The sequence below is a fragment of the Burkholderia metallica genome (genome assembly GCF_001718555.1).
GTDB lineage: Bacteria > Pseudomonadota > Gammaproteobacteria > Burkholderiales > Burkholderiaceae > Burkholderia > Burkholderia metallica.
On sequence record NZ_CP013401.1, the window covers coordinates 2,478,608 to 2,499,637 of the forward strand.

The following is a 21,030-nucleotide window of genomic DNA, read 5'->3' on the forward strand; positions in this document are numbered from 1 at the left end:
GGTGCGGGCCCGGGAAACCGCTGTTGCGCTAGCGCTGCATCGACTCCCAGACCTTGTGCAGCCGCTTGACAGAGACCGGCATCGGCGTGCGCAGTTCCTGCGCGAACAGCGAAATCCGCAGTTCCTCGAGCAGCCAGCGGAATTCCGCGAGCCGCGAATCGGCCACGCCGCCGCGCTGCGACACCGCGCGCTGGTACTGCTGGACAAGCGGCAGCAGGTCGGCCGACTGCTTCGCGTCGCGCGCCGGATCGGCCTTCAGCTTGTCGATCCGCAGCGCGATGCCCTTCAGGTAGCGCGGAAAATGCGCCAGTTGCGCGTAGGGCGTATCGATCACGAAGCGCTTGCCGACCAGCGCGGCGAGCTGCTGCTGCAGGTCCGCGTGGGCCTGTGCGAACGGCTTCGCCTGCGCGAGCTTCTTCACGAGCCCCGCGTACTCGGCGAGGATCTGCCCGACGAGCCGCGCGATTTCCTGCGCGAGCAGGTTCAGGCGGCTACGGCCCTCGTCGCGGCGCGCGTGGAAGCTCGCGTCGTCGTCGGGCAGCGGGTCCTGCAGGCATGCGCGGTCGAGCGCCGTGTCGATCAGCTGGTCGCGCAACTCGTCCTGCGTGCCGAGCAACATGTACTGCATCGCCATCTCGCGCAGCCCCGGCAGATTCTTCTCGAGGAACTTGATCGGCTCCTTCAGCTGCAGCGCGAACAGCCGCCGCAGGCCGGCCCGGTGGATGCGCGCGGCTTCCTCCGGCGAATCGAACACCTCGACGTCGCAATGCGTGCCGCGGTCGACGAGCGCCGGGTAGCCGTACAGCGTCTGGCCGCGCCGGCGGATCTCCAGCAGCTCGGGCAGCTTGCCGAAATTCCACGTCGTCAGGTTCTCGTACAGCGCGGTCGCACCGGCTTCCGCCGCCGCGGCCGTCTGCGGCGCCGCGCCCTTGCCCGCCTTCGCGTTGCGGCCGGCGGCACCCGTCGCGGCAGCCGCGCCCGGAGCCTGGCCGACCGGCTGGCCCGCATCGGCGTCACCGCCCGTCGCGAGCGTCGACGCCGCCGCGATCTTCTGGAACTGCTGCTGCGCCTGCGCGCCCAGCTCCTGGCGAAGCTGCGCGAGATTGCGCCCCATCGCGAGCTGGCGGCCGTGCTCGTCGATCACCTTGAAGTTCATGAACAGGTGCGCGGGCAGCGTCTCGAGCTTGAAATCGGCCGTCTTCATCGCGACCTGCGTCTGGCCGCGCACGTCGGCGATCAGCGCCTCGACGAGCCCGCCCGCGCCGAAGCGCTCGCGGCCCATCCGCTCGACGAAGCCGGCAGCGTACTCGGGCAGCGGCACGCAATGCCGGCGCAGCTTCTGCGGCAGCGACTTCAGCAGCAACTGCACCTTTTCCTTCAGCATCCCGGGCACGAGCCACTCGCAGCGGCGTGCGTCGACCTGGTTCAGCGCGTACAGCGGCACCGCGAGGGTCACGCCGTCGCGCGGCGTGCCGGGCTCGAAGTGGTACGTGAGCGCCATCTCGACGCCGGCCATCGTCGCGCGCTTCGGGAACAGCTCGGTCGTCACGCCGGCCGCCTCGTGGCGCATCAGGTCGTCGCGCGACAGGTACAGCAGGCGCTGCCTGTCGTCGGGCTGGCCGCCCTTCTTCACCTCGTCGCGGTACCAGCGCTCGAACGCGGCGCCCGTGTGGATGCCCGCCGGAATCGCGTGGTCGTAGTACGCGTAGATCAGCTCGTCGTCGACCAGCACGTCCTGGCGGCGCGACTTGTGTTCGAGCTGCTCGATGTCGGCGAGCAGCTTGCGGTTGTGCGCGAAGAACGGCAGCTTCGTGTCGAATTCGCCTTCGACCAGCGCGCCGCGGATGAACAACTCGCGCGCGCGGGCCGGATCCTGCTTGCCGAACGCGACGCGCCGGCGGTGGTAGATCGGCAGCCCGTACAGCGTCGCGCGCTCGTACGCGCTGACCTGCGCGGGGCGCTTCTCCCAGTGCGGCTCCGACAACGACTTCTTCAACAGGTGCGCGCCGACCTTCTCGACCCATTCGGGCTCGATCTTCGCGAGGCAGCGCGCGTACAGCCGGCTCGTCTCGACGAGCTCGGCCGCCATCACCCAGCGGCCGGCCTTCTTCGCGAGGACGGAACCCGGCCACAGGTAAAACTTGATCCCGCGCGCGCCCAGATAATGCGGATCGTCGTCGGCCTTCAGGCCGAGGTTGCCGAGCAAGCCGGTCAACAGGGCCAGATGCACCTGTTCGTAGGTCGCATCGGCTTCGTTCAGCCGCCAGCCGTGCTCGCGCACGACGGTCAGCAGTTGCGAATGAACATCGCGCCACTCGCGCAGCCGCAGGTGCGACAGGAAGTTCTGCCGGCACGCGTCGACGAGCTGGCGGTTCGACTTCTTGTGCGCGACGACGTCTTCGAACCACGCCCAGATCTTCAGCCACTGCAGGAATTCGGAACGCTCGTCGGCGAACCGGCGGTGCGCCTGGTCGGCTTGCTCCTGCGCTTCGATCGGGCGGTCGCGCGGGTCCTGCACGGACAGCGCGCTCGCGATGATCAGTACCTCGCGCAGCGACTGCTGGTCGCGCGCGGCAAGAATCATCCGGCCGACGCGCGGGTCGAGCGGCAGCCGCGCGAGTTCGCGGCCGAGCGGCGTCAGCGCGTTGTCGTCGTCGACCGCGCCGAGCTCGTTGAGCAACTGGTAGCCGTCCGCGATCGCGCGGCCGGGCGGCGGCTCGAGGAACGGGAACGATTCGATCGCCGTCAGGTGCAGCGACTTCATCCGCAGGATCACCGACGCGAGCGACGAGCGCAGGATTTCCGGATCGGTGAAGCGCGCGCGCGCCTGGTAGTCGCTTTCCTCGTACAAGCGGATGCAGATACCGTCGGCCACGCGGCCGCACCGGCCCGCGCGCTGGTTCGCGGCCGCCTGCGAGATCGACTCGACCTGCAGCTGCTCGACCTTGTTCCGGTACGAATAGCGCTTCACGCGCGCGAGCCCGGTGTCGACGACGTAGCGGATGCCCGGCACCGTCAGCGAGGTTTCGGCCACGTTGGTCGCGAGCACGATCCGGCGCGCGTTCGACGCCTTGAACACCTTGTCCTGATCCGCTGCCGAGAGCCGCGCGAACAGCGGCAGGATCTCGGTGTGCGGCGGATGGTGCTTGCGCAGCGCCTCGGCCGCCTCGCGGATCTCGCGCTCGCCGGGCAGGAACACCAGCACGTCGCCGGGGCCTTCGCGGCACAGCTCGTCGACGGCGTCGACGATTGCGTCCATCAGGTCGCGCTCGGCCTCGCGCGCGGTCTTCACGCGGTCGCGGCCGCCCGTGCCTTCGGCATGCTTCACGGCCGGGCGATCCTCGGCCACCGGCCGGTAGCGCATTTCGACCGGATACAGCCGCCCGCTCACCTCGATCACGGGCGCCGGGTGCTCGTCGGTGCCGAAATGGCGCGCGAAGCGATCGGCGTCGATCGTCGCGGACGTCACGATCAGCTTCAGGTCCGGCCGCCGCGGCAGGATTTCCTTCAGGTAGCCGAGCAGGAAGTCGATGTTCAGGCTGCGCTCGTGCGCCTCATCGATGATCAGCGTGTCGTACGCCTTCAGCAGCGGGTCGGTCTGCGTCTCGGCGAGCAGGATGCCGTCCGTCATCAGTTTCACGGACGCGCCCGGCGCGAGATTGTCGGTGAAGCGCACCTTGTAGCCGACCACCTCGCCGAACGGCGTGCCGAGTTCTTCGGCAATCCGGCGGCCGGTCGACGATGCGGCGAGCCGGCGCGGCTGCGTATGGCCGATCAGGCCCGTGCCGCCCGCGCCGAGGCCGCGGCCGAGATCGAGACAGATCTTCGGCAGCTGCGTGGTCTTCCCCGAGCCGGTTTCGCCGCAGACGATGACGACCTGATGACCGGCGATCGCGCGCGCGATTTCGTCGCGCTTGCCCGACACGGGCAGGCTTTCGGGGTACGTGATCGGCGGAACGGGATTCGGCGCGACGGCCGCGCGCGGGGGACGCTCGCGGCGCGGCGCGCGCTCGGCCGCCGCTTGGGGCGCGCCCTTCGCGGCCGGCTGGCGCGCATCGCCGCGCCGTTCGTCGTCGCGCGGCCCGCGCGGCGCGTGTGCCGGCGTGCCCGCCGGCTTGTCCTGCTGCCGGCGAGGCGGCTGGCCCGGCTGCTCGCGTGCATCGGCCGCACCCTCCGGGTGCCGGGCCGACGGCGTATTGGCCCGCGTCGGCGCGGGACTTTTAGAAACATTCGACATGGGGGCGCATTATAATCCCGCCCATGAATTCCCAAACCGACCTCCCTCCCGCCCAGACCGGCGCCGCGACGCCGCCGGCTGCCGACGATTCGGCCGCCAGCCACGCGCAGTTCGTCGACTGGATGCGTTCCGTCGCCCCCTATATCCACAAGTTCCGCAACAGCACGTTCGTCGTGGGGTTCGGCGGCGAAGTGGTGCAGCAGGGGCTGCTGAACGCGCTCGTGTCCGACATCGCGCTGCTGCAGGCAATGGGCATCCAGATCGTGCTCGTGCACGGCTCGCGCCCGCAGGTCGAGGAGCAGCTGAGCCTGCATGGTGTCGAATCCGAGTTTTCGCACGGGCTGCGCATCACCGATGCGCGCGCGCTCGAATCCGCGAAGGAAGCGGCCGGCGAAGTGCGTCTCGACATCGAGGCCGCGATCAGCCAGGGTCTGCCGAACTCGCCGATGGCGCACGCGCACATCAGCGTCGTGTCGGGCAACTTCGTGACCGCACGGCCGGTGGGGATTCTCGACGGGGTCGATTTCGCGCACACGGGCATCGTGCGCAAGATCGACGCCGAATCGATCCGTCATTCGCTCGCGAGCCGCAAGCTCGTGCTGCTGTCGCCGCTCGGGTTCTCGCCGACCGGCGAAGCGTTCAACCTGTCGATGGAAGACGTCGCGTCGGCCGCCGCGATCGCGCTGCGCGCCGACAAGATCATCTTCCTGACGGAAGCGCCCGGCATCGTCGACGACGAAGGCGGGCTGGTGCGCGAAATGTCGCTCGACGCAGCCGCCGAGCTGCTCGATTCCGGCAACGTGCAGGGCGACGACGCGTTCTTCCTGAAGCACGCGATCCGCGCGTGCCGAGGCGGCGTGACCCGTGCCCACCTGATCCCGCAGTCGCTCGACGGCAGCATGCTGCTCGAACTGTTCCTGCACGACGGCGTCGGCACGATGATCTCGTACGAGAACCTCGAAAGCCTGCGCGAAGCGACGCCGGACGACGTTGGCGGCATCCTGTCGCTGATCGAGCCGCTCGAATCCGACGGCACGCTGGTGCGCCGCGGCCGCCACCAGATCGAACGCGACATCGACCACTTCTCGGTGATCGAGCACGATGGCGTGCTGTTCGGCTGCGCGGCGCTGTACCCGTACCAGCAGGAGAAGATCGGCGAGATGGCGTGCCTGACGGTCGCACCGGAAGCGCAGGGCTCGGGCGACGGCGAACGCCTGCTCAAGCGCATCGAGCAGCGTGCCCGCGCGCGCGGCCTCACGCACATCTTCGTGCTCACGACGCGCACCGAGCACTGGTTCCTCAAGCGCGGCTTCGTCAAGGTCAGCGTCGACGACCTGCCGGAAGACCGCCGCAAACTCTATAACTGGCAGCGCAAGTCGCTCGTGCTGATGAAACAGCTCTGAGCACCGGCACGACTGCCCTCCCCCCGTCCGATTACAGGAGAAGTACACGATGGCTCGAATGATTCAATGCGCGAAGCTCGGCAAGGAAGCCGAAGGCCTCGATTTCCCGCCGCTGCCGGGCGAACTCGGCAAGCGCATTTACGAGAGCGTCTCGAAGGAAGCATGGCAAGGCTGGCTCAAGCAGCAGACGATGCTGATCAACGAAAACCGCCTGAACATGGCCGACCCGCGCGCGCGCCAGTACCTGATGAAGCAGACCGAGAAATACTTCTTCGGCGACGGCGCGGACCAGGCATCCGGCTACGTGCCGCCGACCGAAGGCTGACCGCGTCGTTCGCGACGGCCGGCCACGCCGGTCTCGTCGCGGGGAAACGGCAAACGACAAACGGCACCGTATCATCGCACGGTGCCGTTTGCCTTTGGCGCATCCGAATCGGTGCGATGCGACGCGGCCGCCGCACTCGACACCGCCGGGCCGACCGGTCACATCGGCCGCCCGATTCAACCCGCCGGCTTCAGCGCGCCGCGATCGTCCGGCGACGCGGCCGCGCCGGCCGGGGTGTCGGCGACGGCGCCTTCCGTACCCCATTCGAGCGCATCGCTGCGCTCGGCGCTCGACAGTTCGTCCGCGCGGTAGCCGGTGCGATTGAGCAGCGCGAGCATGCATGCGAGCGACACGAGCGCATAGAGCCCCGACGCGATCGCGACGCCGACGATGCTGCCGGTCGCGTTCAGGATCGCCTGCGCGAGCACCGGCGTGCCGCCGCCGACGACGAGCGCGCTCAGCTGATATGCGAGCGACAGGCCCGTATAGCGGATGTTCGCCGGAAACACGCGCGCGAGCACGCCGCCGACCGCGCCGTAGAACATCGCCGACGGAATCGTCGAGATGCACATGCCCGCGACGGCCACCCAGTAGGAGCGCGTCGCGAGCGCATGGAACATCACGGGCATCAGCACGATTTCCGGGATCAGGATCCAGCACATCGCGCGGCGCATGTCGACCTTCGACACGAACCACGCGCCGACCGGCTGCATCAGGAACTGCACGACGAGCGAGATCGACAGGATGCCGAGGAACGTGCCCTGCGCGTAGCCGAGCGTCTTGGTCGCCCACGACAGCGCGAACGTGCTGCGGAAATACGTGACGTTGATCACCGGCAGCGTGCCCGCCGCGAGCAGCACGACCACCCAGTGATCGCGCACGACGTCGCGCAGCGGCAGCTTCACCGTGCGCTTGCGCGCGAGCACGCGCTGCATGTCGATCGACTCCTCGAGCCGCAGCCGGATCACCATGCCGATGATCACGAGCACGGCCGACAGCAGGAACGGAATGCGCCAGCCCCACATCAGGAACGACGGGGTCGGCAGCGCGCTCAACGCGAAGAACGCGGCCGTGGCCAGCAGGTTGCCGGTGGGCGAGCCCTGCTGCGCGAACGCCGCATACAGGATGCTGCGATGCTTCGGTGCGTTCTCGCTCGCGATCAGCACCGCGCCGCCCCACTCGCCGCCGACCGCGACGCCCTGCAGCACGCGCAGCACGACGAGGCCGGCCGGCGCCCACACGCCGATCTGCGCATAGCCGGGCAGCAGGCCGATGCCGGTCGTCGCGAGGCCCATCATCACCAGCGTGATCACGAGCGCGGTCTTTCGGCCAACGCGATCGCCGAGGTGCCCGAACACGATGCCGCCGAGCGGCCGCGCGGCGAAGCCGGCCCAGAACGTGACGAACGCAAGCAGCGTCGCGACGCCGGAGTCCATCGTGCTCGAAAAGAACACCTTGCCGAACACGAGCGCCGCGGCGGTACCGTAGATATAGAAGTCGTACCACTCGATCGTGGTGCCGACGAACGCCGCGAAGGCGGCGCGGCCGGGCCGCGGCTGCTGCGCGGCGGACGGGGATTGCGGACGGCTCATCGATGTCTCCATTTTTCGTGATCGGCGGCGCGACTGTCGCGCGCGTGGCCGGTTGGCCGGCCTTGCGCCGCCGGCTGGCGGGTTTGCGCTGCGTTGCGCCGTGTCGAGTCGTAGCGGCAACGGAAGCGCGCCTGCCGACTCCGTCGAACGGTCAGGTCGGCTCCGGCGCGGCCTTCAGCACGCCGGCGTCGAGCAATTGCTGCTGGAGCGCGGGATCGACGCCGAGGCGATCGAGCACCGCGCGCGTGTCGCCGCCGAGCGCGGGCGGCGCGCGCCGGTAGGTCGCCGGCGTACGCGACAGCTTCACCGGCGACGCGGTGCCGCGATACGCGCCGAGCTCGACGAAAAGGTTCCGGTGCAGCGCATGCGGATCGTGCGCGACGTCGGCCACCGTGCGCACCGGCCCGCACGGCACGCCGGCGGCCATCAGATCGCGCGCGAGCGGCTCGCACGCGTGCGCGGCGAGCCGTGCTTCCAGTTCCGCCTTCAGCTCGGGCCGGTGCGCGCAGCGGCTGCGGTTGTCGATGAAGCGTGGATCGCCGGCGAGCGCCGGCACGCCGAGATGCGCGACGAGCCGCGCGAACTGCCGGTCGTTGCCGACCGCGAGGAAGATCGGCACGGTCGCCGTGCGATAGCTGTCGTACGGCGCGATGTTCGGATGCGCGTTGCCGCTGCGCTCCGGCACGCGCCCGGCGCCGAAGAAGTTCGGCAGGTGCGGATGCAGCAGCGACACGCCGCAGTCGTACAGCGCGATGTCGATCGACTGCCCGCGCCCGCTCTTCTCGCGCTCCGCGAGCGCCAGCAGGATGCCCGCGAGCGCGTTGAGCCCCGTGACCATGTCGACGATCGGCAGGCCGATGCGCGTCGCGTCGCCGTCGCGCTCGCCGTTGACGCTCATCAGCCCGGCCATCGCCTGGATCACCGCGTCGTAGCCGGGCAGCCCGCCGAGCGGGCCGTCCGCGCCGAAGCCCGTCACCGCGCAGTGAATCAGGCGCGGCAGGCGCGGCTGCAGATCGCGTGCGTAGTCCATCCCCCAGCGCGCGAGCGTGCCGGGCTTGAAATTCTCGACGAGCACGTCGGCCTCTTCGAGCAAGCGCCACAGGATCGCGCGCCCTTCGTCGCGCGACAGGTCGAGCGCCAGCCCTTCCTTGTTGCGATTCACGCCCATGAAGTACCACGCAGTATCGCCGGCGAACGGCGGCCCCCAGCCGCGTGTCTCGTCGCCGGCCGGCGGCTCGATCTTGATCACCGTCGCACCGTGGTCGGCGAGCGCCTGCGTGCAGTACGGGCCGCCGAGCACGCGGCTCAGGTCGACGACCTTCAGGCCGTCCAGTGCGCCACGCGTCGTGCTCATCGTTCGACCTCCGGCAGCAGGTCGAGCGCGGTATCGAGCGCGATCGGCGTGTTGCGCAGCAGCGCGTCGCATGCGGCCGATCCGTCGTCGCGCGATGCCGGCGCGAGCGGATCGACCGGCAGCAGCTTGTGGCGCACGATCAGGTGCGCGAGCGCGAGACGCCGGAAATCCGGTGCGAGCCGCACGCCCTCGCACGCCATCAGCACGGCCGCGCTCGCGTAGTACAGCGCGGACGCGGCCTGCCGCACGCGTGTGTCGTCGCCTTCGGCCGCGACCCGTGCGAGCGCGTCGCACGCGCGCGCGAGGATGCGCCGCAGCGCCGCACGGCTCGCATCGGGCAACGGCGCCGCGCCGAGGCGGTCGCCGAGAAACGCGCGCAGCGCATCGAGCGCCTGTTCGCGCTGCGCGGCCCGCGCGACGTCGAGCGCGACGATGTTGCTCGTGCCCTCCCAGATCGAGCCGAGATGCGCATCGCGCACGATGCGTGCATCGCTCCACTCCTCGATGTAGCCGGTGCCGCCGCGCACTTCCATCGCATCGCCCGTCACGCGCCGCGCATCGCGGCACGCGCGGAACTTGATCAGCGGCGTCAGAATGCGCACGCAGCGCGCGGCCTGTTCGTCGCCCGCATCGGCCTGCGGCAGCAGCATCGCGATCTGCATGAACATCGCGCGCGCGGCCTCGGCCGGCAGCAGCATCTTCAGCAACTGGCGCTGCATCAGCGGCATCTCGATCAGCTTGCGGCCGAACGCCTCGCGGTGCGCGGCGACGTGCAGCGCTTCGTTCAGCGCGCGCCGCATCAGCCCGGCCGCGCGTACGCCATTCGACAGCCGCGACATGTTGATCATGTCGGCCATCTGGTGAAAGCCGCGGCCGATCTCGCCGATCAGGTATGCCTGCGCGCCTTCGAGCGCGATCTCGCCGCTCGCCATCGAACGGCTGCCGAGCTTGTCTTTCAGGCGCACGATCCGGTAGCGGTTGCGCGTACCGTCCGGCAGCGTCTTCGGCAGCAGGAACAGCGCCAGGCCCTTGATGCCGGCCGGCGCGCCGTCGGGCCGCGCGAGCACCATCGCGAGATCGGCGTCCGCGTTCGAGCAGAACCACTTGTCGCCGGTCAGGCGCCACACGGTCTCGCCGTGTGCGTCCGTCTCGCGCGTCGCGCGCGTCGCGATGCGGCCGACGTCGGAACCCGCCGCCTGCTCGGTCATGAACATCGCGCCCTGGTAAAGCGTGTCGAAATCGCGCGACGCCAGCCTCGGCAGGTAGCGCGCGACGAGCGCCGGATCGCCGAAGCGGCGCAGCGTGCGCGTGAGCGAGTCGGTCATGCTGACCGGGCAGCACAACCCGAATTCCGCCTGCACGAACAGGAACGTCAGCGCGTACTTGACGAGCGGCGGAACGGATTCGGCGCCGTGGCTCAGCGCCGCGAGCCCGAGTTCGGAATATGCGACGCGTTCGAGCGCGACATACGCGGGATCCTTGTCGATCCGCTGCAGCGCCTCGCCGCGCCGGTTGCGGTGCTCGAGCACGGGCGGGTGCTTGTCCGCGCGCGATGCCCATTCGTCGAGTTCGCCCGACACGCGGGCGCCGAGCGCGCGCAACTGCGGTTCGAGTTCCGCGTATCGGGCAGCGCCGAGATGCAGCTTCAGCAACGCGCCGAGGTCGGGATCGGCCGTGAAGAAATCGATGCCCCGGCTGTCGGGGATGTTGGATGCGCCGGCGTCCGGCGTGCGAGCGGTGTCGTGCATGCGTGCGTCTCCTGAGTTGCCTGCACGTCGGCTGGTGGGCGGCGCCGCCGCGCCCGGCCAGTCCCGTGCAAAGCCTTCCGCAGAGCGTAGGCGCGCGATCGATAAGCGTCCAATACAGGATTTATCCGGTACGATAGATATCGCTTATCGATGCCGAGGCCGGAAGGAGACACCATGGAACTGAGGCAGTTGCGCTACTTCGTGGCGGTCGCCGAGGAACTGCATTTCGGGCGCGCGGCGAAGCGCCTGTTCATCTCGCAGCCGGCGCTGAGTTTCGACATCCGCAAGTTCGAGGACGCGCTCGGCGTGCAACTGTTCTCGCGCGCCAACAAGACCGTCGCGCTGACCAACGCGGGCCAGGTGCTGCTCGGCGAAGCCCGCAGGTTGCTGATGCAGGCAGCCGAAGCCGAACGCCTGACGGTGCGCTCCGCGTCCGGTCTCGCGGGCCGGCTGCGGATCGGCTTCGTTCATTCCATGCTGTATCGCGGGCTGCCCGATGCCGTGCGGCGCTTCGAGGCCGACTACCCCGGTGTCGAGGTCGTGCTGAGCGAAATGAATACGCACGCGCAGGTGCAGGCGATCCAGCGCGGCCAGATCGACCTCGGTTACGCGCACTGGGGCCACTTCCCGCCCGATGTCGAGTCGGCACCCGTCTATGCGGAACCGTTCGTGTGCTGCCTGCCGGCCGCGCATCCGCTCGCGCGGCGCAGGCAGGTCGCGCTCGCCGCGCTGGCCGCGGAACCGTTCATCCTGTTCCCGCGCGAAGCGGCGCCGCACTATCACGACCTGATCATCGCGCAGTGCGTGAACGCCGGCTTCAGCCCCGTGATCCGGCACGAGGCGCGGCTGTGGCAGACGATCCTGTCGATGATCGAATTCGGGATGGGCATCGCGCTCGTGCCGCGCGTGCTGCAGCAGGTGAAGAGCGAGCGGCTCGCGTTCCGGCCGCTGAAGGATGCGTCGCTCGAATCGCGCACGCTCGCGCTGAAGCGCAGCGGCACCGCCGAACCGGTCGCGCTGCGCTTCGCCGACTACGTACGTGCGTCGATCGACGCGCTGCCCGCGCTGGCGAGGTGAATCGGCATGCGGCGACACCGGAAGCAATAGTGCGTGACGAAGGTCATCATTCACTGCGCCGCGCCACCGGCGCGATGTCGATCAATCCGGGTATCGTGCTCGCGACGCTTAAGCGCGACGGCTCGATCCTCGATCTCGTCGAGCCGTCGACGGCCGGCCGACGGAAATTTGCGCGGCCTTGAAAAATATTTGCAGAAAGGGCTTTACAGACCCTCAAAGCCCTGACATAATTTCAGCTTCTTTGGGCGGTTAGCTCAGCGGTAGAGCACTGCCTTCACACGGCAGGGGTCACTGGTTCGATCCCAGTACCGCCCACCAAAGAATTCAAGGCCCTGCGTCTCACGACGCAGGGCCTTTTCGTTTTGCATGGCCCACCCGCGCAAACTCGCGTGGGTCGGCGGCCATCGCGTCGTCCACGCATCCGCCATCCCGATGTCGATCCGGAAACGGCCCAATCCCGGATTTCTTCACGCATCAAGCCCCATCGGATCCTCGCCGTCTTCCCGTCCGATGCGCGAACGAAGTTCAGATATTTGATTCAGGCCATCAACAAGCTTTCAGACGCCACGCCGTGCCGCATGAAGACCGACCACGCACGGATCCGTCGAAACACATCCAAGCCCGGTCAGTACCCATTCGCCATGCTTCTCGCGTGATTGCGATCACACGAACGCAGCACATCGCTTTCCCGCACTACCCCACCCGCTCCGCCGTCGCATCGAACGCACGCTTCGCCTTGTCGACGATCTCGTCGACCTCCGCTTCGCGAATCACGAGCGGCGGCGACAGCAGCATCCGGTCGCCGGTTGCCCTCATGATCAGGTTGCCGTTGAAGCAGAAGTCGCGGCAGATCGTGCCGACGTCGACGTTCGCACCGAACCGCTCGCGCCGGCCGCGATCGCGCGCAAGCTGAACGCCCGCGACCAGCCCCGCCCCCGCAATCTCGCCGACGATCGGATGGTCGCCCAGCGCCTCGCGCAACCGGCGCTGGAAGTATGGCCCGATGTCGTTCTTCGCGCGCTCGACGATCCCTTCGTCGCGCAGCAGCTTCAGGTTCGCGACCGCGACGGCCGCCGCGACCGGGTGCCCCGAGTACGTGAGGCCGTGATTGAATTCGCCGTTGTCGATGATCGGCCGCGCGACACGCTCGTGAATGCCCACCGCCCCCATCGGCACGTAGCCCGACGTGAGGCCCTTCGCCATCGTGATCAGGTCCGGCTCGAAGCCGAAGTGCTGGTGCGCGAACCATTCGCCGGTACGCCCGAAGCCGCCGATCACTTCGTCGGCCACGAGCAGGATGTCGTACTTGCGGCAGATCCGCTGGATTTCCGGCCAGTACGTCGACGGCGGGAAGATCACGCCGCCCGCGCCCTGGAACGGCTCGCCGATGAACGCGGCGACGTTCTCCGCGCCGAGTTCGAGGATCTTCGCTTCGAGCTGCTGCGCGCGGGCGAGCCCGAACGCTTCCGGCGTTTCGCCGGCGGCCGCTTCGCCGAAGAAATACGGCTGGTCGATGTGCACGATGTTCTCGACCTTCGACGGCATCTGCTCGTGCATGTAGCCCATGCCGCCGAGCGTGCCGCCGGCGATCGTCGAGCCGTGGTAACCGTTCTTGCGCGAGATCACGTATTTCTTCTGCGGCTGGCCCTGCACGCGCCAGTACTGGTGCACGACGCGCAGCACGGTGTCGTTGCCTTCCGAGCCGCTGTTGCAATAGAAGAAGTGGTTGAAGCCGGCCGGCGTGACTTCCGCGAGCATCGCGGAGAGTTCGATCACCGGCGGGTGCGTGGTCTTGAAGAACGTGTTGTAGAACGGCAGCTCCTGGAGCTGGCGATATGCGGCGTCGGCGAGTTCCTTGCGGCCGTAGCCGACGTTCACGCACCAGAGGCCCGCCATCCCGTCGATCACCTTGTTGCCGTCCGAGTCCCACAGGTAGACGCCGTCGGCCTTCACGATCACGCGGCTGCCCGCGCGGTTCAGCGCACCCATGTCCGAGAACGGGTGAATGTGGTGCGCGGCGTCGAGCGCGCGATAATCCGCGGTCGATGGCGGGGAGACTGCTTCGTTTCGATCGGTCATGTTTTCTCCGGATAACGCTGCCGCACGCTCATACATGCAGCAGCAGATGCCTGCGTTCCCACGAGCTGATCACGCGGAAGAACGCTTCGTATTCGGTTTCCTTCAGCGCCAGGTAGGCCTTCACGAACTTGTCGCCGAGAATACCGGCCAGCGGCGTGCTGGCGGCCATCAGCGAGATGCCCTCCTCCAGATTGCGCGGCAGCTGGTACGGCAGGTTGTAGCCGTCGGAAGCGATCGGCTCGGTCGGGGCGAGCTGTTGCGACAAGCCGAGATAGCCGGCCGCGAGCGTGGCCGCGAACGCGAGATACGGATTGCAGTCGACGCCCGGAATGCGGTTCTCGATGCGGCGCGCCGACGGGTCCGACTGCGGAATCCGGAAGCCGACCGTCCGGTTGTCGTAACCCCACTGCACGTTGATCGGCGCGGCCATGAAGCGCGACAGCCGGCGGTACGAGTTGATGTACGGCGCGAAGATCGGCATCAGCGCGGGCGTGTACTTCTGCAGCCCCGCGAGATAGCTGTGGAACATCGGCGACACGGCACCGTCTTCGTCGGAGAACAGATTGCGCCCGGTGCGCGCGTCGGCGAGGCTCTGGTGGATGTGCATCGCCGAGCCCGGCTCGTCCTGCATCGGCTTGGCCATGAAGGTCGCGTACATGTTGTGGCGCAGCGCGGCCTCGCGCACGGTGCGCTTGAACAGGAACACCTGGTCGGCGAGCGACAGCGCATCGCCATGGACGAAGTTGATCTCCATCTGCGCGGCGCCGACTTCGTGGATCAGCGTCTCGATATCGAGCCCCTGCATCTCGCAGTATTCGTAGATGTCCTCGAACAGCGAATCGAACTCGTTCACGGCCTCGATCGAATACGACTGCCGGCCGGTCTCCGCGCGGCCCGTGCGGCCGACGGGCGGACGCAGCGGCAGGTCGGGATCGGCGTTCATGTCGACGAGATAGAACTCGAGCTCGGGCGCGACGACCGGCTGCCAGCCCTTCGCCCGATACAGATCGAGCACGCGGCGCAGCACGTAGCGCGGCGAGATCTCGACCGGCGAGCCGTCGAAGTGCACGCAGTCGTGGATCACCTGAGCAGTCGGATCGACGGCCCACGGAATCAGGCAGATCGTCGACGGATCGGGCACGCACACCATGTCGGGGTCGGTCACGCCGGTCAGCGTGCCGTCCTCCGGATAGTCGCCGGTGACGGTCTGCACCATCACGGCCTGCGGCAAGCGCATCGATTCGCCGGATTCGAACTTGTTGCGCGGAATGATCTTGCCGCGCGCAATGCCGGCCATGTCGGGAATGATCGCCTCGACCTCGGTGATGCGGTGCTGACGCAGGAATTCGCTCAGTTCGGGTTGCATGATCGGCCTCGTTCAGTCGACGTCGGATGCGGCCGGCGACGGCATCGCGCCGCCGGCCGCATGAATGCGATGGGTCATGCGCGCGCGGCACGCCGCGCCGAATGCCGCGAAGATGTCGCGCGACAGCGGCTGCTCCGCGTAGCGCCATTCGGGATGCCACTGCACGCCGAGTGCGAACGCGCGCGCACCGCGCACGCTGACGGCCTCGACCAGCCCGTCGGGCGCGCTGGCCTCGACGACGAGCCCCGCGCCGAGCCGCGCGATGCCCTGGTCGTGCAGCGAATTGACCGTCGCCTGCGCCGCGCCGCGCGCGACCCGCTGCAGCAGCCCGCCCGGCGCGAACTGCACGACGTGGGCGGGGCCGTACTGCCGCTCCAGCGGATCGGCCGGCCGCTCGCGGTGATCGTGGAAGCCGGTCGTCGCGTGCAGCCGCTGGTGGAGCGTGCCGCCGTACGCGACGTTCAGTTCCTGCATGCCGCGACAGATCGCGAGCACGGGCACGCCCGCTTCGATCGCCACGCGGATCAGCGGCAGCGCGGTCGCGTCGCGCGCGGGATCGTGCAGCGTGTCGGGCGCGCTCGCGGCGCCGCCGTAATGATGCGGCTCGACGTTCGAATAACTGCCGGTGAAGAGCAGCCCGTCGACCGCCGCGACGATCGCGTCGGCCGGCTGGCGCGCGCCGAGCGCGGGCAGCACGAACGCAAGCACACCGGCGCCGTCGACGAGCGCGGCCAGGTATTTCTCTCCCGCCGTGTGGTTCGGATGCGCGCCGCGCAGAATGCGGTCGGCGGTGACGGCTACGATCGGGCGCGCATGCATGGATGCCTCTCGGGAAATCGCGCGCGACACGTTCGCACGCGGGACGACGAAGGTTCGCACCGGCGCCACGCATACGCATGCGCGAGCCTGCCGCACGGACGATGCGGCAACGGGCGGTGCGCCCCGGAACGGGAACGGAAGCGGAAAAGGACGCTAGGGCAACAACGATGCGCTGCCGTCGCACTGCACCGCGCTGAACACGTGCGCGGTCACGAGATTGAAGCGGCGCAGGCCGCGATGGGAAACGGCGAAGCGGCAACGCTCGCGTAAAGGGGCGGCACGCGTGCCGCGATCAGCATGCCGGATCGGCCCGGCCTGAGGCGGCGCGCCCGCCGACGGACTTCGCGTCCGGCGTATCGAAGGGCTGGCGGCTTTCACGATCGTACTCGACTGACTGATGAAGGCAGGACGCGTGTCGCGATGAAGCGCATGCGGCAATGCCGCGCGGCGACACGTCGGCAAGGTGTCGCGCAGCGCATTCCGGCGCGGTGCGGCCACGATCGACGGCCCCGCCGCCGGTGCGCGCGTGACGACTTCCTGACATTCAGCTTATATCACCTAAAAATTGCGTCAAATTTTCAGGTGCGGATGACGACATCGGTCAGACGAAAAACACGCGAAAAAAACGGCATCGATCTTGAGGATCGATGCCGTGTTGTGCGTTGCATCGGTGCGCGACGCGGCGCGGCGGCGGGCCGCGGTGCTGCTGCTTCGCCGCGCTGCCGCATCCGTGAGGCCCACGTTCAACGATGCGCGAGCGCGGTTTCGACGAGCGTCTGCAACAGCGGCACAATCCGCGCTGCCCGCGCTTCGTCGTACGCGTAAGGACGCGTCTCGTCCATGTAGGTAATCTGCGAGAGCTCCAGTTGCACGGCCTCGACACCGGTTGCGGGCACACCGTAGTGACGCGTTATGTAGCCGCCCTTGAAGCGCCCGTTCGCGACCGCCGTATAGCCGCCGTGTTCGAGCACGCGCGCGGCCAGCGCGTCGGCCAGACCCGGCGCGGCGCTCGCGCCGCTCGACGTGCCGAAGTTGAAGTCGGGCAGGCGGCCGTCGAAGAAACGCGGCACGTGCGAGCGGATCGAATGCGCTTCCCACACGAGCACGCGGCCGTGTTCGCCCTTCAGGCGCGCGATCTCGCTTCGCAGCGCGTCGTGATACGGCAGCCAGTAGCGGTCGCGGCGACGCATGATCTCGTCGTTGCCGGGCAGCGCGTTCGGCGGGTAAAGCGGCGCCTTGTCGAACGTATCGAACGGCACGAGGCCCGTCGTGTCCTGTCCCGGGTACAGGTTCTCGTTGTCGGGCGGACGGTTCAGGTCGACGACGTAGCGTGCATGCGACGGCACGAGGACCGATGCGCCGAGTTCGGCCGCGAATCCGTACAGCCGTTCCAGATGCCAGTCGCAATCGTCGACGAAACGCGCGTCGGCCGTCATCGTCGCGGCGATGTCGTCGGGGATGTGCGTGCCCGCGTGCGGAATCGAGATCAGCAGCGGCAGCGTGCCCTGCTTCAGCGTGAATACAGCCGGTTGTTCAGTCATGTCGCATCACCGTTGAAGGTCTGCCGGCGCACGCATGCGGCGTGCGCCGGTTGCGCGCGTCAGCGCAGCAGTTGCGCCAGCGCGGCGCGGTAGTCGGCATACGCGAGCGCTTCGTCGCGATGGCGGCGGCCGCTCACGACGCGCTCGCCGCCCGTATAAACGTCGAGCACCGGCGTCTCGCCGTGCTCCGCGAACACGATACCCGACAACCACGACGTGCTGTCGTGTTCGGCGACAGCCGGATGATCGGGATCGAGCACGAGCCAGTCGGCGCGGCACCCTGCGCGCAGCGCACCGACGCGCCGCCCGCTCGCCTGCGCGCCTCCCGCGAGCGACGCGTCGAACAGGCGGTCGGCGACATGCGCCTGCGTGTCGCTCGCCAGCACGTTGCGCGCGCGGTGCACGAGCCGTTGCCCGTATTCGAGCAAGCGCAGCTCCGAGCGCCAGTCGACCGACGCGTGGCTGTCCGAGCCGAGGCCGATCACGCCGCCCTGCGCGAGATAGGCGACGGCCGGGAACACGCCGTCGCCGAGATTCGCTTCGGTCGTCAGGCACAGGCCGGCGACCGCGCGACGCTTCGCGAGCGCCGCCGTTTCGGCGGCATCGACGTGCGTCGCGTGCACGAGGCACCAGCGCGCATCGACGTCGAAGCGATCGAGCAGCCATTGCACGGGGCGCGCGCCGTACGCACGCACGCAGTCGTCGACTTCGGCCGTCTGTTCGGCGATATGGATATGCACGGGCGCATCGTCGGGCAGCCCGTCGAGCAGCACGCGCAGCCCGTTTTCGGATACCGCCCGCAGCGAGTGCGGTGCGACGCCGTAGCGCAGCCCGCCGTGCTCCGGCGCGTCGCGACGCATCGCGTCGAGCAGTTCGAGCAGGCCGTCGGGCGTATTGATGAAGCGGCGCTGGTCGTCGCGCGGCGGCTTGTTGCCGAAACCGGCGAACTGGTACGACACGGGCAGCATCGTGATGCCGATGCCGGCCGAGCGGGCGGCGTCGACCACGCGCGCGCCGAGTTCCGCGATCTGCGGATAACGCGAGCCGTCCTGCGCGTGATGCACGTAGTGGAATTCGCACACCGACGTGTAGCCGCACTTGAGCATCTCGACGTACAGCCAGCGCGCGATCGCCGCGAGCGCGTCCGGCGTGATCTTCAGCGCGAAGCGGTACATCAGGTCGCGCCAACTCCAGAAGCTGTCGGCGGGATTCGCGCGATATTCGGTGAGCCCCGCCATCGCGCGCTGGAACGCGTGCGAATGCAGGTTCGGCATGCCGGGCAGCACCGGCCCGGCCGCGCGCGCGACGGCCGCCGGTGCGTCGGTGTCGGGCGTCACGTCGATCAGCGTGCCGGCCGCGTCCCAGCGCAGCAGCACGTTGCGGCGCCAGCCATCGGGCAGGTAGGCATGGTCCGCGAACAACATTGTGTCGGTCATTGCGTGTCCTTATTGACTGGATCGGGCGCGCCGGCGTCTCGTCCGGCCGCGTGCCGCGCTCGGCAAGCGCGGGCGCGTCGGCGCGCCCGCCCCTGCTTCGCGGCGATCGACCGGACCGCGCATCGGTGCGCGGGGCCCGGTCTCATGCAAAGCGTCGCGCGGATCGGGGCGGTCATGATCGCCCCGATCCGTCGTCGTCCTATCCGTTCATCCGGCGAAACACCGTCGTGCCGCCACGCACGACCTGCTCGCACAGCGGCCGGCCGATCCAGTACGCAAGCTCGGACAGCGAGCCGACCGACCACGCGGCGAAGTCGGCCTGGCGACCGACCTCGAGTGCGCCGTGGCGATCCGCGCGGCCGAGCGCCGCCGCCGCATGGCGCGTGACGCCTTGCAGCACTTCGGGCACCGTCATGCGGAACAGCGTGCAGCCCATGTTCAGCGTCAGCAGCAGCGATTCGAGCGGCGACGTGCCGGGGTTGTGATCGGTCGCGAGCGCAATGGGCACACCGTGCTTGCGCAGCAGGTCGATCGGCGGCAGTTGCGTTTCGCGAATGAAGTAATACGCGCCGGGCAGCAGCACGGCGACCGTGCCGGCCGCCTTCATCGCCTCGATCCCCGCTTCGTCGAGAAACTCGAGGTGGTCGGCCGACAGCGCGCGATAACGCGCGGCGAGCGCCGTGCCGCCCGCGTTCGACAACTGCTCCGCATGCAGCTTCACGGGCAGCCCGCGCCGCGTCGCGGCCTCGAACACGCGCTCGGTCTGCGCGAGCGAGAAGCCGATGCGTTCGCAGAACACGTCGACCGCGTCGACGAGCCCTTCGTCGGCGAGCGCCGGCAGCATGCGCTCGCACACTTCGTCGATGTATTCGTCGGCACGCCCCGCGTATTCCGGCGGCAGCGCGTGCGCGCCGAGGAACGTGGTGTAGACCGTGACCGGGAAGCGCTCGCCGAGCTGGCGCGCGACGCGCAGCATCTTGCGCTCGCTCGCGAGGTCGAGCCCGTAGCCCGACTTGATCTCGATCGCGCTCACGCCTTCGGCGAGCAGCGGTTGCAGGCGCGCGGCGGCCTGCACGAACAGCGTCGTCTCGTCGGCCGCGCGCGTCGCGCGCACCGTCGACACGATCCCGCCGCCCTGCCGCGCGATTTCCTCGTAGCTGACGCCGGCGAGGCGTTGTGCGAATTCGTCGGCACGCGTGCCGCCATATACAAGGTGCGTATGGCAGTCGACGAGGCCCGGCGTCACCCACGCGCCGTGCAGATCCTCGCGCTGCCAGTGAGCGTAACCGTGCGGCAGCGCGGACATCGCGCCGAGCCACACGATCGTGCCGGTTTCGTCGACGGCGATCGCCGCGTCGTCGATCGTTTCGTCGGGATGGCCGTGCGGACACAGCCTCAGGTGATGCCAGACAGTCGGTTTCATGCGTTCAGTCTCGTTCGCCGACGGCGAGCGACACGGCGAGCAGCACGCCGCCTCCGCTCACGACGACGTCAAACGCACGTTGCGGCCCGTCGAGCCGCAACGTGTCCATTTCCTGCAGCGCGTAGTGCGCGCCGTCGATGTCGACGCCAACCGCACCGGTCGCGCAGAACAACAGCACGGTATCGACGCGCTCGACGCGGTGCGTGCCTGCGCGCCACACGTCGAGCGTGCCGCGCGCGGCCGAACGGCGCGTCATCAGGTTGAAGTCGCGCGTCGCGCCGTCGTGCAGCGTCGCATCGATCGCCGTTTCGCCGGCGAAATCCGCGCGCGCGAGCGGTGCATCGAGCACGTGCTTCGCGCCGCCCGCTTCCGCGAGCGTCATGCCCGCGCCGGACAGCAGCACGATCGTGCGGTCGATCCCGTCGAAACGCGAGAACGGCCCGGGCATGCCGACGTCGGCGACACTCACGCGCCACGCGAACGCATCGAGCGCGGCGCCCGGCGGGTACGCGCCGATTTCGCGCGTCACGCCGCCGCCGTTCTTCCACGGCGACGCGACGAGATCCGCCGCGCGGATCAGCGCGGCGGCCGGCGTCGCGTTCACCGGCGCCTGATGGAGCGCCGTCATGC

The 21,030-nt window shown here is 68.9% G+C and carries 15 protein-coding genes and 1 tRNA gene; 5 read left to right on the top strand and 11 right to left on the bottom strand.

From position 1 onward, the window contains the following. Positions 1 to 28: 28 nt before the first annotated feature. On the bottom strand, positions 29 to 4,237 hold the full coding sequence (gene hrpA / locus WJ16_RS11125; RefSeq protein WP_069257097.1) for an ATP-dependent RNA helicase HrpA: 4,209 nt from the start codon (positions 4,235 to 4,237) through the stop codon (positions 29 to 31). 23 nt (positions 4,238 to 4,260) lie between these two features. On the opposite strand from hrpA, the gene argA reads away from it, so the two are divergent. Both argA and WJ16_RS11135 read left to right on the top strand, forming a co-directional pair. Continuing rightward, complete coding sequence (gene argA / locus WJ16_RS11130) at positions 4,261 to 5,640, top strand: amino-acid N-acetyltransferase (RefSeq protein WP_069257098.1); 1,380 nt, start codon at positions 4,261 to 4,263, stop codon at positions 5,638 to 5,640. 49 nt (positions 5,641 to 5,689) lie between these two features. Beyond that, positions 5,690 to 5,965, top strand: a complete 276-nt coding sequence (locus tag WJ16_RS11135) for an oxidative damage protection protein (protein WP_006478357.1) — start codon at positions 5,690 to 5,692, stop codon at positions 5,963 to 5,965. A gap of 176 nt (positions 5,966 to 6,141) precedes the next feature. On the opposite strand, the gene WJ16_RS11140 is transcribed toward WJ16_RS11135, so the two are convergent. From WJ16_RS11140 to WJ16_RS11150, 3 genes are all read right to left on the bottom strand, one after another. Continuing rightward, positions 6,142 to 7,557, bottom strand: coding sequence for an MFS transporter (locus WJ16_RS11140; protein WP_069258035.1), 1,416 nt, complete (start codon positions 7,555 to 7,557; stop codon positions 6,142 to 6,144). A gap of 151 nt (positions 7,558 to 7,708) precedes the next feature. Then, on the bottom strand, positions 7,709 to 8,911 hold the full coding sequence (locus WJ16_RS11145) for a CaiB/BaiF CoA transferase family protein (protein ID WP_069257099.1): 1,203 nt from the start codon (positions 8,909 to 8,911) through the stop codon (positions 7,709 to 7,711). Next, entirely contained in the window at positions 8,908 to 10,659 is a 1,752-nt protein-coding gene (locus tag WJ16_RS11150; RefSeq protein WP_069257100.1) for an acyl-CoA dehydrogenase family protein, read from the bottom strand. The genes WJ16_RS11145 and WJ16_RS11150 overlap by 4 nt, the downstream gene beginning before the upstream one ends. Positions 10,660 to 10,833: 174 nt before the next feature. Between WJ16_RS11150 and WJ16_RS11155 the strand changes: the two genes are divergently transcribed. The 3 genes from WJ16_RS11155 to WJ16_RS11160 all read left to right on the top strand — a co-directional run bounded on the left by WJ16_RS11155 (position 10,834) and on the right by WJ16_RS11160 (position 12,054). Continuing rightward, positions 10,834 to 11,736, top strand: coding sequence for a LysR family transcriptional regulator (locus tag WJ16_RS11155; RefSeq protein ID WP_069257101.1), 903 nt, complete (start codon positions 10,834 to 10,836; stop codon positions 11,734 to 11,736). Beyond that, positions 11,733 to 11,918, top strand: a complete 186-nt coding sequence (locus WJ16_RS34790) for a hypothetical protein (RefSeq protein ID WP_157126755.1) — start codon at positions 11,733 to 11,735, stop codon at positions 11,916 to 11,918. The genes WJ16_RS11155 and WJ16_RS34790 overlap by 4 nt, the downstream gene beginning before the upstream one ends. A gap of 61 nt (positions 11,919 to 11,979) precedes the next feature. Then, a tRNA-Val gene (locus tag WJ16_RS11160) sits at positions 11,980 to 12,054 on the top strand. Between the two features lie 375 nt (positions 12,055 to 12,429). Here WJ16_RS11160 and WJ16_RS11165 read toward each other — a convergent pair. From WJ16_RS11165 to WJ16_RS11195, 7 genes are all read right to left on the bottom strand, one after another. Beyond that, positions 12,430 to 13,815 carry an aspartate aminotransferase family protein gene (locus WJ16_RS11165; RefSeq protein WP_069257102.1) on the bottom strand — a complete coding sequence of 462 codons (1,386 nt, stop codon included), beginning with the start codon at positions 13,813 to 13,815 and terminating at the stop codon, positions 12,430 to 12,432. 28 nt (positions 13,816 to 13,843) lie between these two features. Continuing rightward, positions 13,844 to 15,181 (bottom strand): glutamine synthetase family protein, encoded by a 1,338-nt coding sequence (locus WJ16_RS11170; protein WP_069257103.1) that lies wholly within the window; start codon positions 15,179 to 15,181, stop codon positions 13,844 to 13,846. A gap of 12 nt (positions 15,182 to 15,193) precedes the next feature. After that, complete coding sequence (locus tag WJ16_RS11175; protein WP_069257104.1) at positions 15,194 to 16,000, bottom strand: gamma-glutamyl-gamma-aminobutyrate hydrolase family protein; 807 nt, start codon at positions 15,998 to 16,000, stop codon at positions 15,194 to 15,196. A gap of 743 nt (positions 16,001 to 16,743) precedes the next feature. Then, on the bottom strand, positions 16,744 to 17,541 hold the full coding sequence (hutG, locus tag WJ16_RS11180; protein ID WP_069257105.1) for an N-formylglutamate deformylase: 798 nt from the start codon (positions 17,539 to 17,541) through the stop codon (positions 16,744 to 16,746). Positions 17,542 to 17,600: 59 nt separating this feature from the next. Then, positions 17,601 to 18,977 (bottom strand): formimidoylglutamate deiminase, encoded by a 1,377-nt coding sequence (locus WJ16_RS11185; protein ID WP_069257106.1) that lies wholly within the window; start codon positions 18,975 to 18,977, stop codon positions 17,601 to 17,603. Between the two features lie 199 nt (positions 18,978 to 19,176). Next, positions 19,177 to 20,400 carry an imidazolonepropionase gene (gene hutI / locus WJ16_RS11190; RefSeq protein WP_069257107.1) on the bottom strand — a complete coding sequence of 408 codons (1,224 nt, stop codon included), beginning with the start codon at positions 20,398 to 20,400 and terminating at the stop codon, positions 19,177 to 19,179. A gap of 4 nt (positions 20,401 to 20,404) precedes the next feature. Beyond that, positions 20,405 to 21,028, bottom strand: a complete 624-nt coding sequence (locus WJ16_RS11195) for a HutD/Ves family protein (protein ID WP_069257108.1) — start codon at positions 21,026 to 21,028, stop codon at positions 20,405 to 20,407. Positions 21,029 to 21,030: the final 2 nt, after the last annotated feature.

What these genes read in the sequence shown, in the direction of transcription:
- hrpA (WP_069257097.1), bottom strand. Translation starts at nt 4,237, where the DNA reads ATGTCGAATGTTTCTAAAAGTCCCGCGCCGACGCGGGCCAATACGCCG.
- argA (WP_069257098.1), top strand. Translation starts at nt 4,261, where the DNA reads ATGAATTCCCAAACCGACCTCCCTCCCGCCCAGACCGGCGCCGCGACG.
- WJ16_RS11135 (WP_006478357.1), top strand. Translation starts at nt 5,690, where the DNA reads ATGGCTCGAATGATTCAATGCGCGAAGCTCGGCAAGGAAGCCGAAGGC.
- WJ16_RS11140 (WP_069258035.1), bottom strand. Translation starts at nt 7,557, where the DNA reads ATGAGCCGTCCGCAATCCCCGTCCGCCGCGCAGCAGCCGCGGCCCGGC.
- WJ16_RS11145 (WP_069257099.1), bottom strand. Translation starts at nt 8,911, where the DNA reads ATGAGCACGACGCGTGGCGCACTGGACGGCCTGAAGGTCGTCGACCTG.
- WJ16_RS11150 (WP_069257100.1), bottom strand. Translation starts at nt 10,659, where the DNA reads ATGCACGACACCGCTCGCACGCCGGACGCCGGCGCATCCAACATCCCC.
- WJ16_RS11155 (WP_069257101.1), top strand. Translation starts at nt 10,834, where the DNA reads ATGGAACTGAGGCAGTTGCGCTACTTCGTGGCGGTCGCCGAGGAACTG.
- WJ16_RS11165 (WP_069257102.1), bottom strand. Translation starts at nt 13,815, where the DNA reads ATGACCGATCGAAACGAAGCAGTCTCCCCGCCATCGACCGCGGATTAT.
- WJ16_RS11170 (WP_069257103.1), bottom strand. Translation starts at nt 15,181, where the DNA reads ATGCAACCCGAACTGAGCGAATTCCTGCGTCAGCACCGCATCACCGAG.
- WJ16_RS11175 (WP_069257104.1), bottom strand. Translation starts at nt 16,000, where the DNA reads ATGCATGCGCGCCCGATCGTAGCCGTCACCGCCGACCGCATTCTGCGC.
- hutG (WP_069257105.1), bottom strand. Translation starts at nt 17,541, where the DNA reads ATGACTGAACAACCGGCTGTATTCACGCTGAAGCAGGGCACGCTGCCG.
- WJ16_RS11185 (WP_069257106.1), bottom strand. Translation starts at nt 18,977, where the DNA reads ATGACCGACACAATGTTGTTCGCGGACCATGCCTACCTGCCCGATGGC.
- hutI (WP_069257107.1), bottom strand. Translation starts at nt 20,400, where the DNA reads ATGAAACCGACTGTCTGGCATCACCTGAGGCTGTGTCCGCACGGCCAT.
- WJ16_RS11195 (WP_069257108.1), bottom strand. Translation starts at nt 21,028, where the DNA reads ATGACGGCGCTCCATCAGGCGCCGGTGAACGCGACGCCGGCCGCCGCG.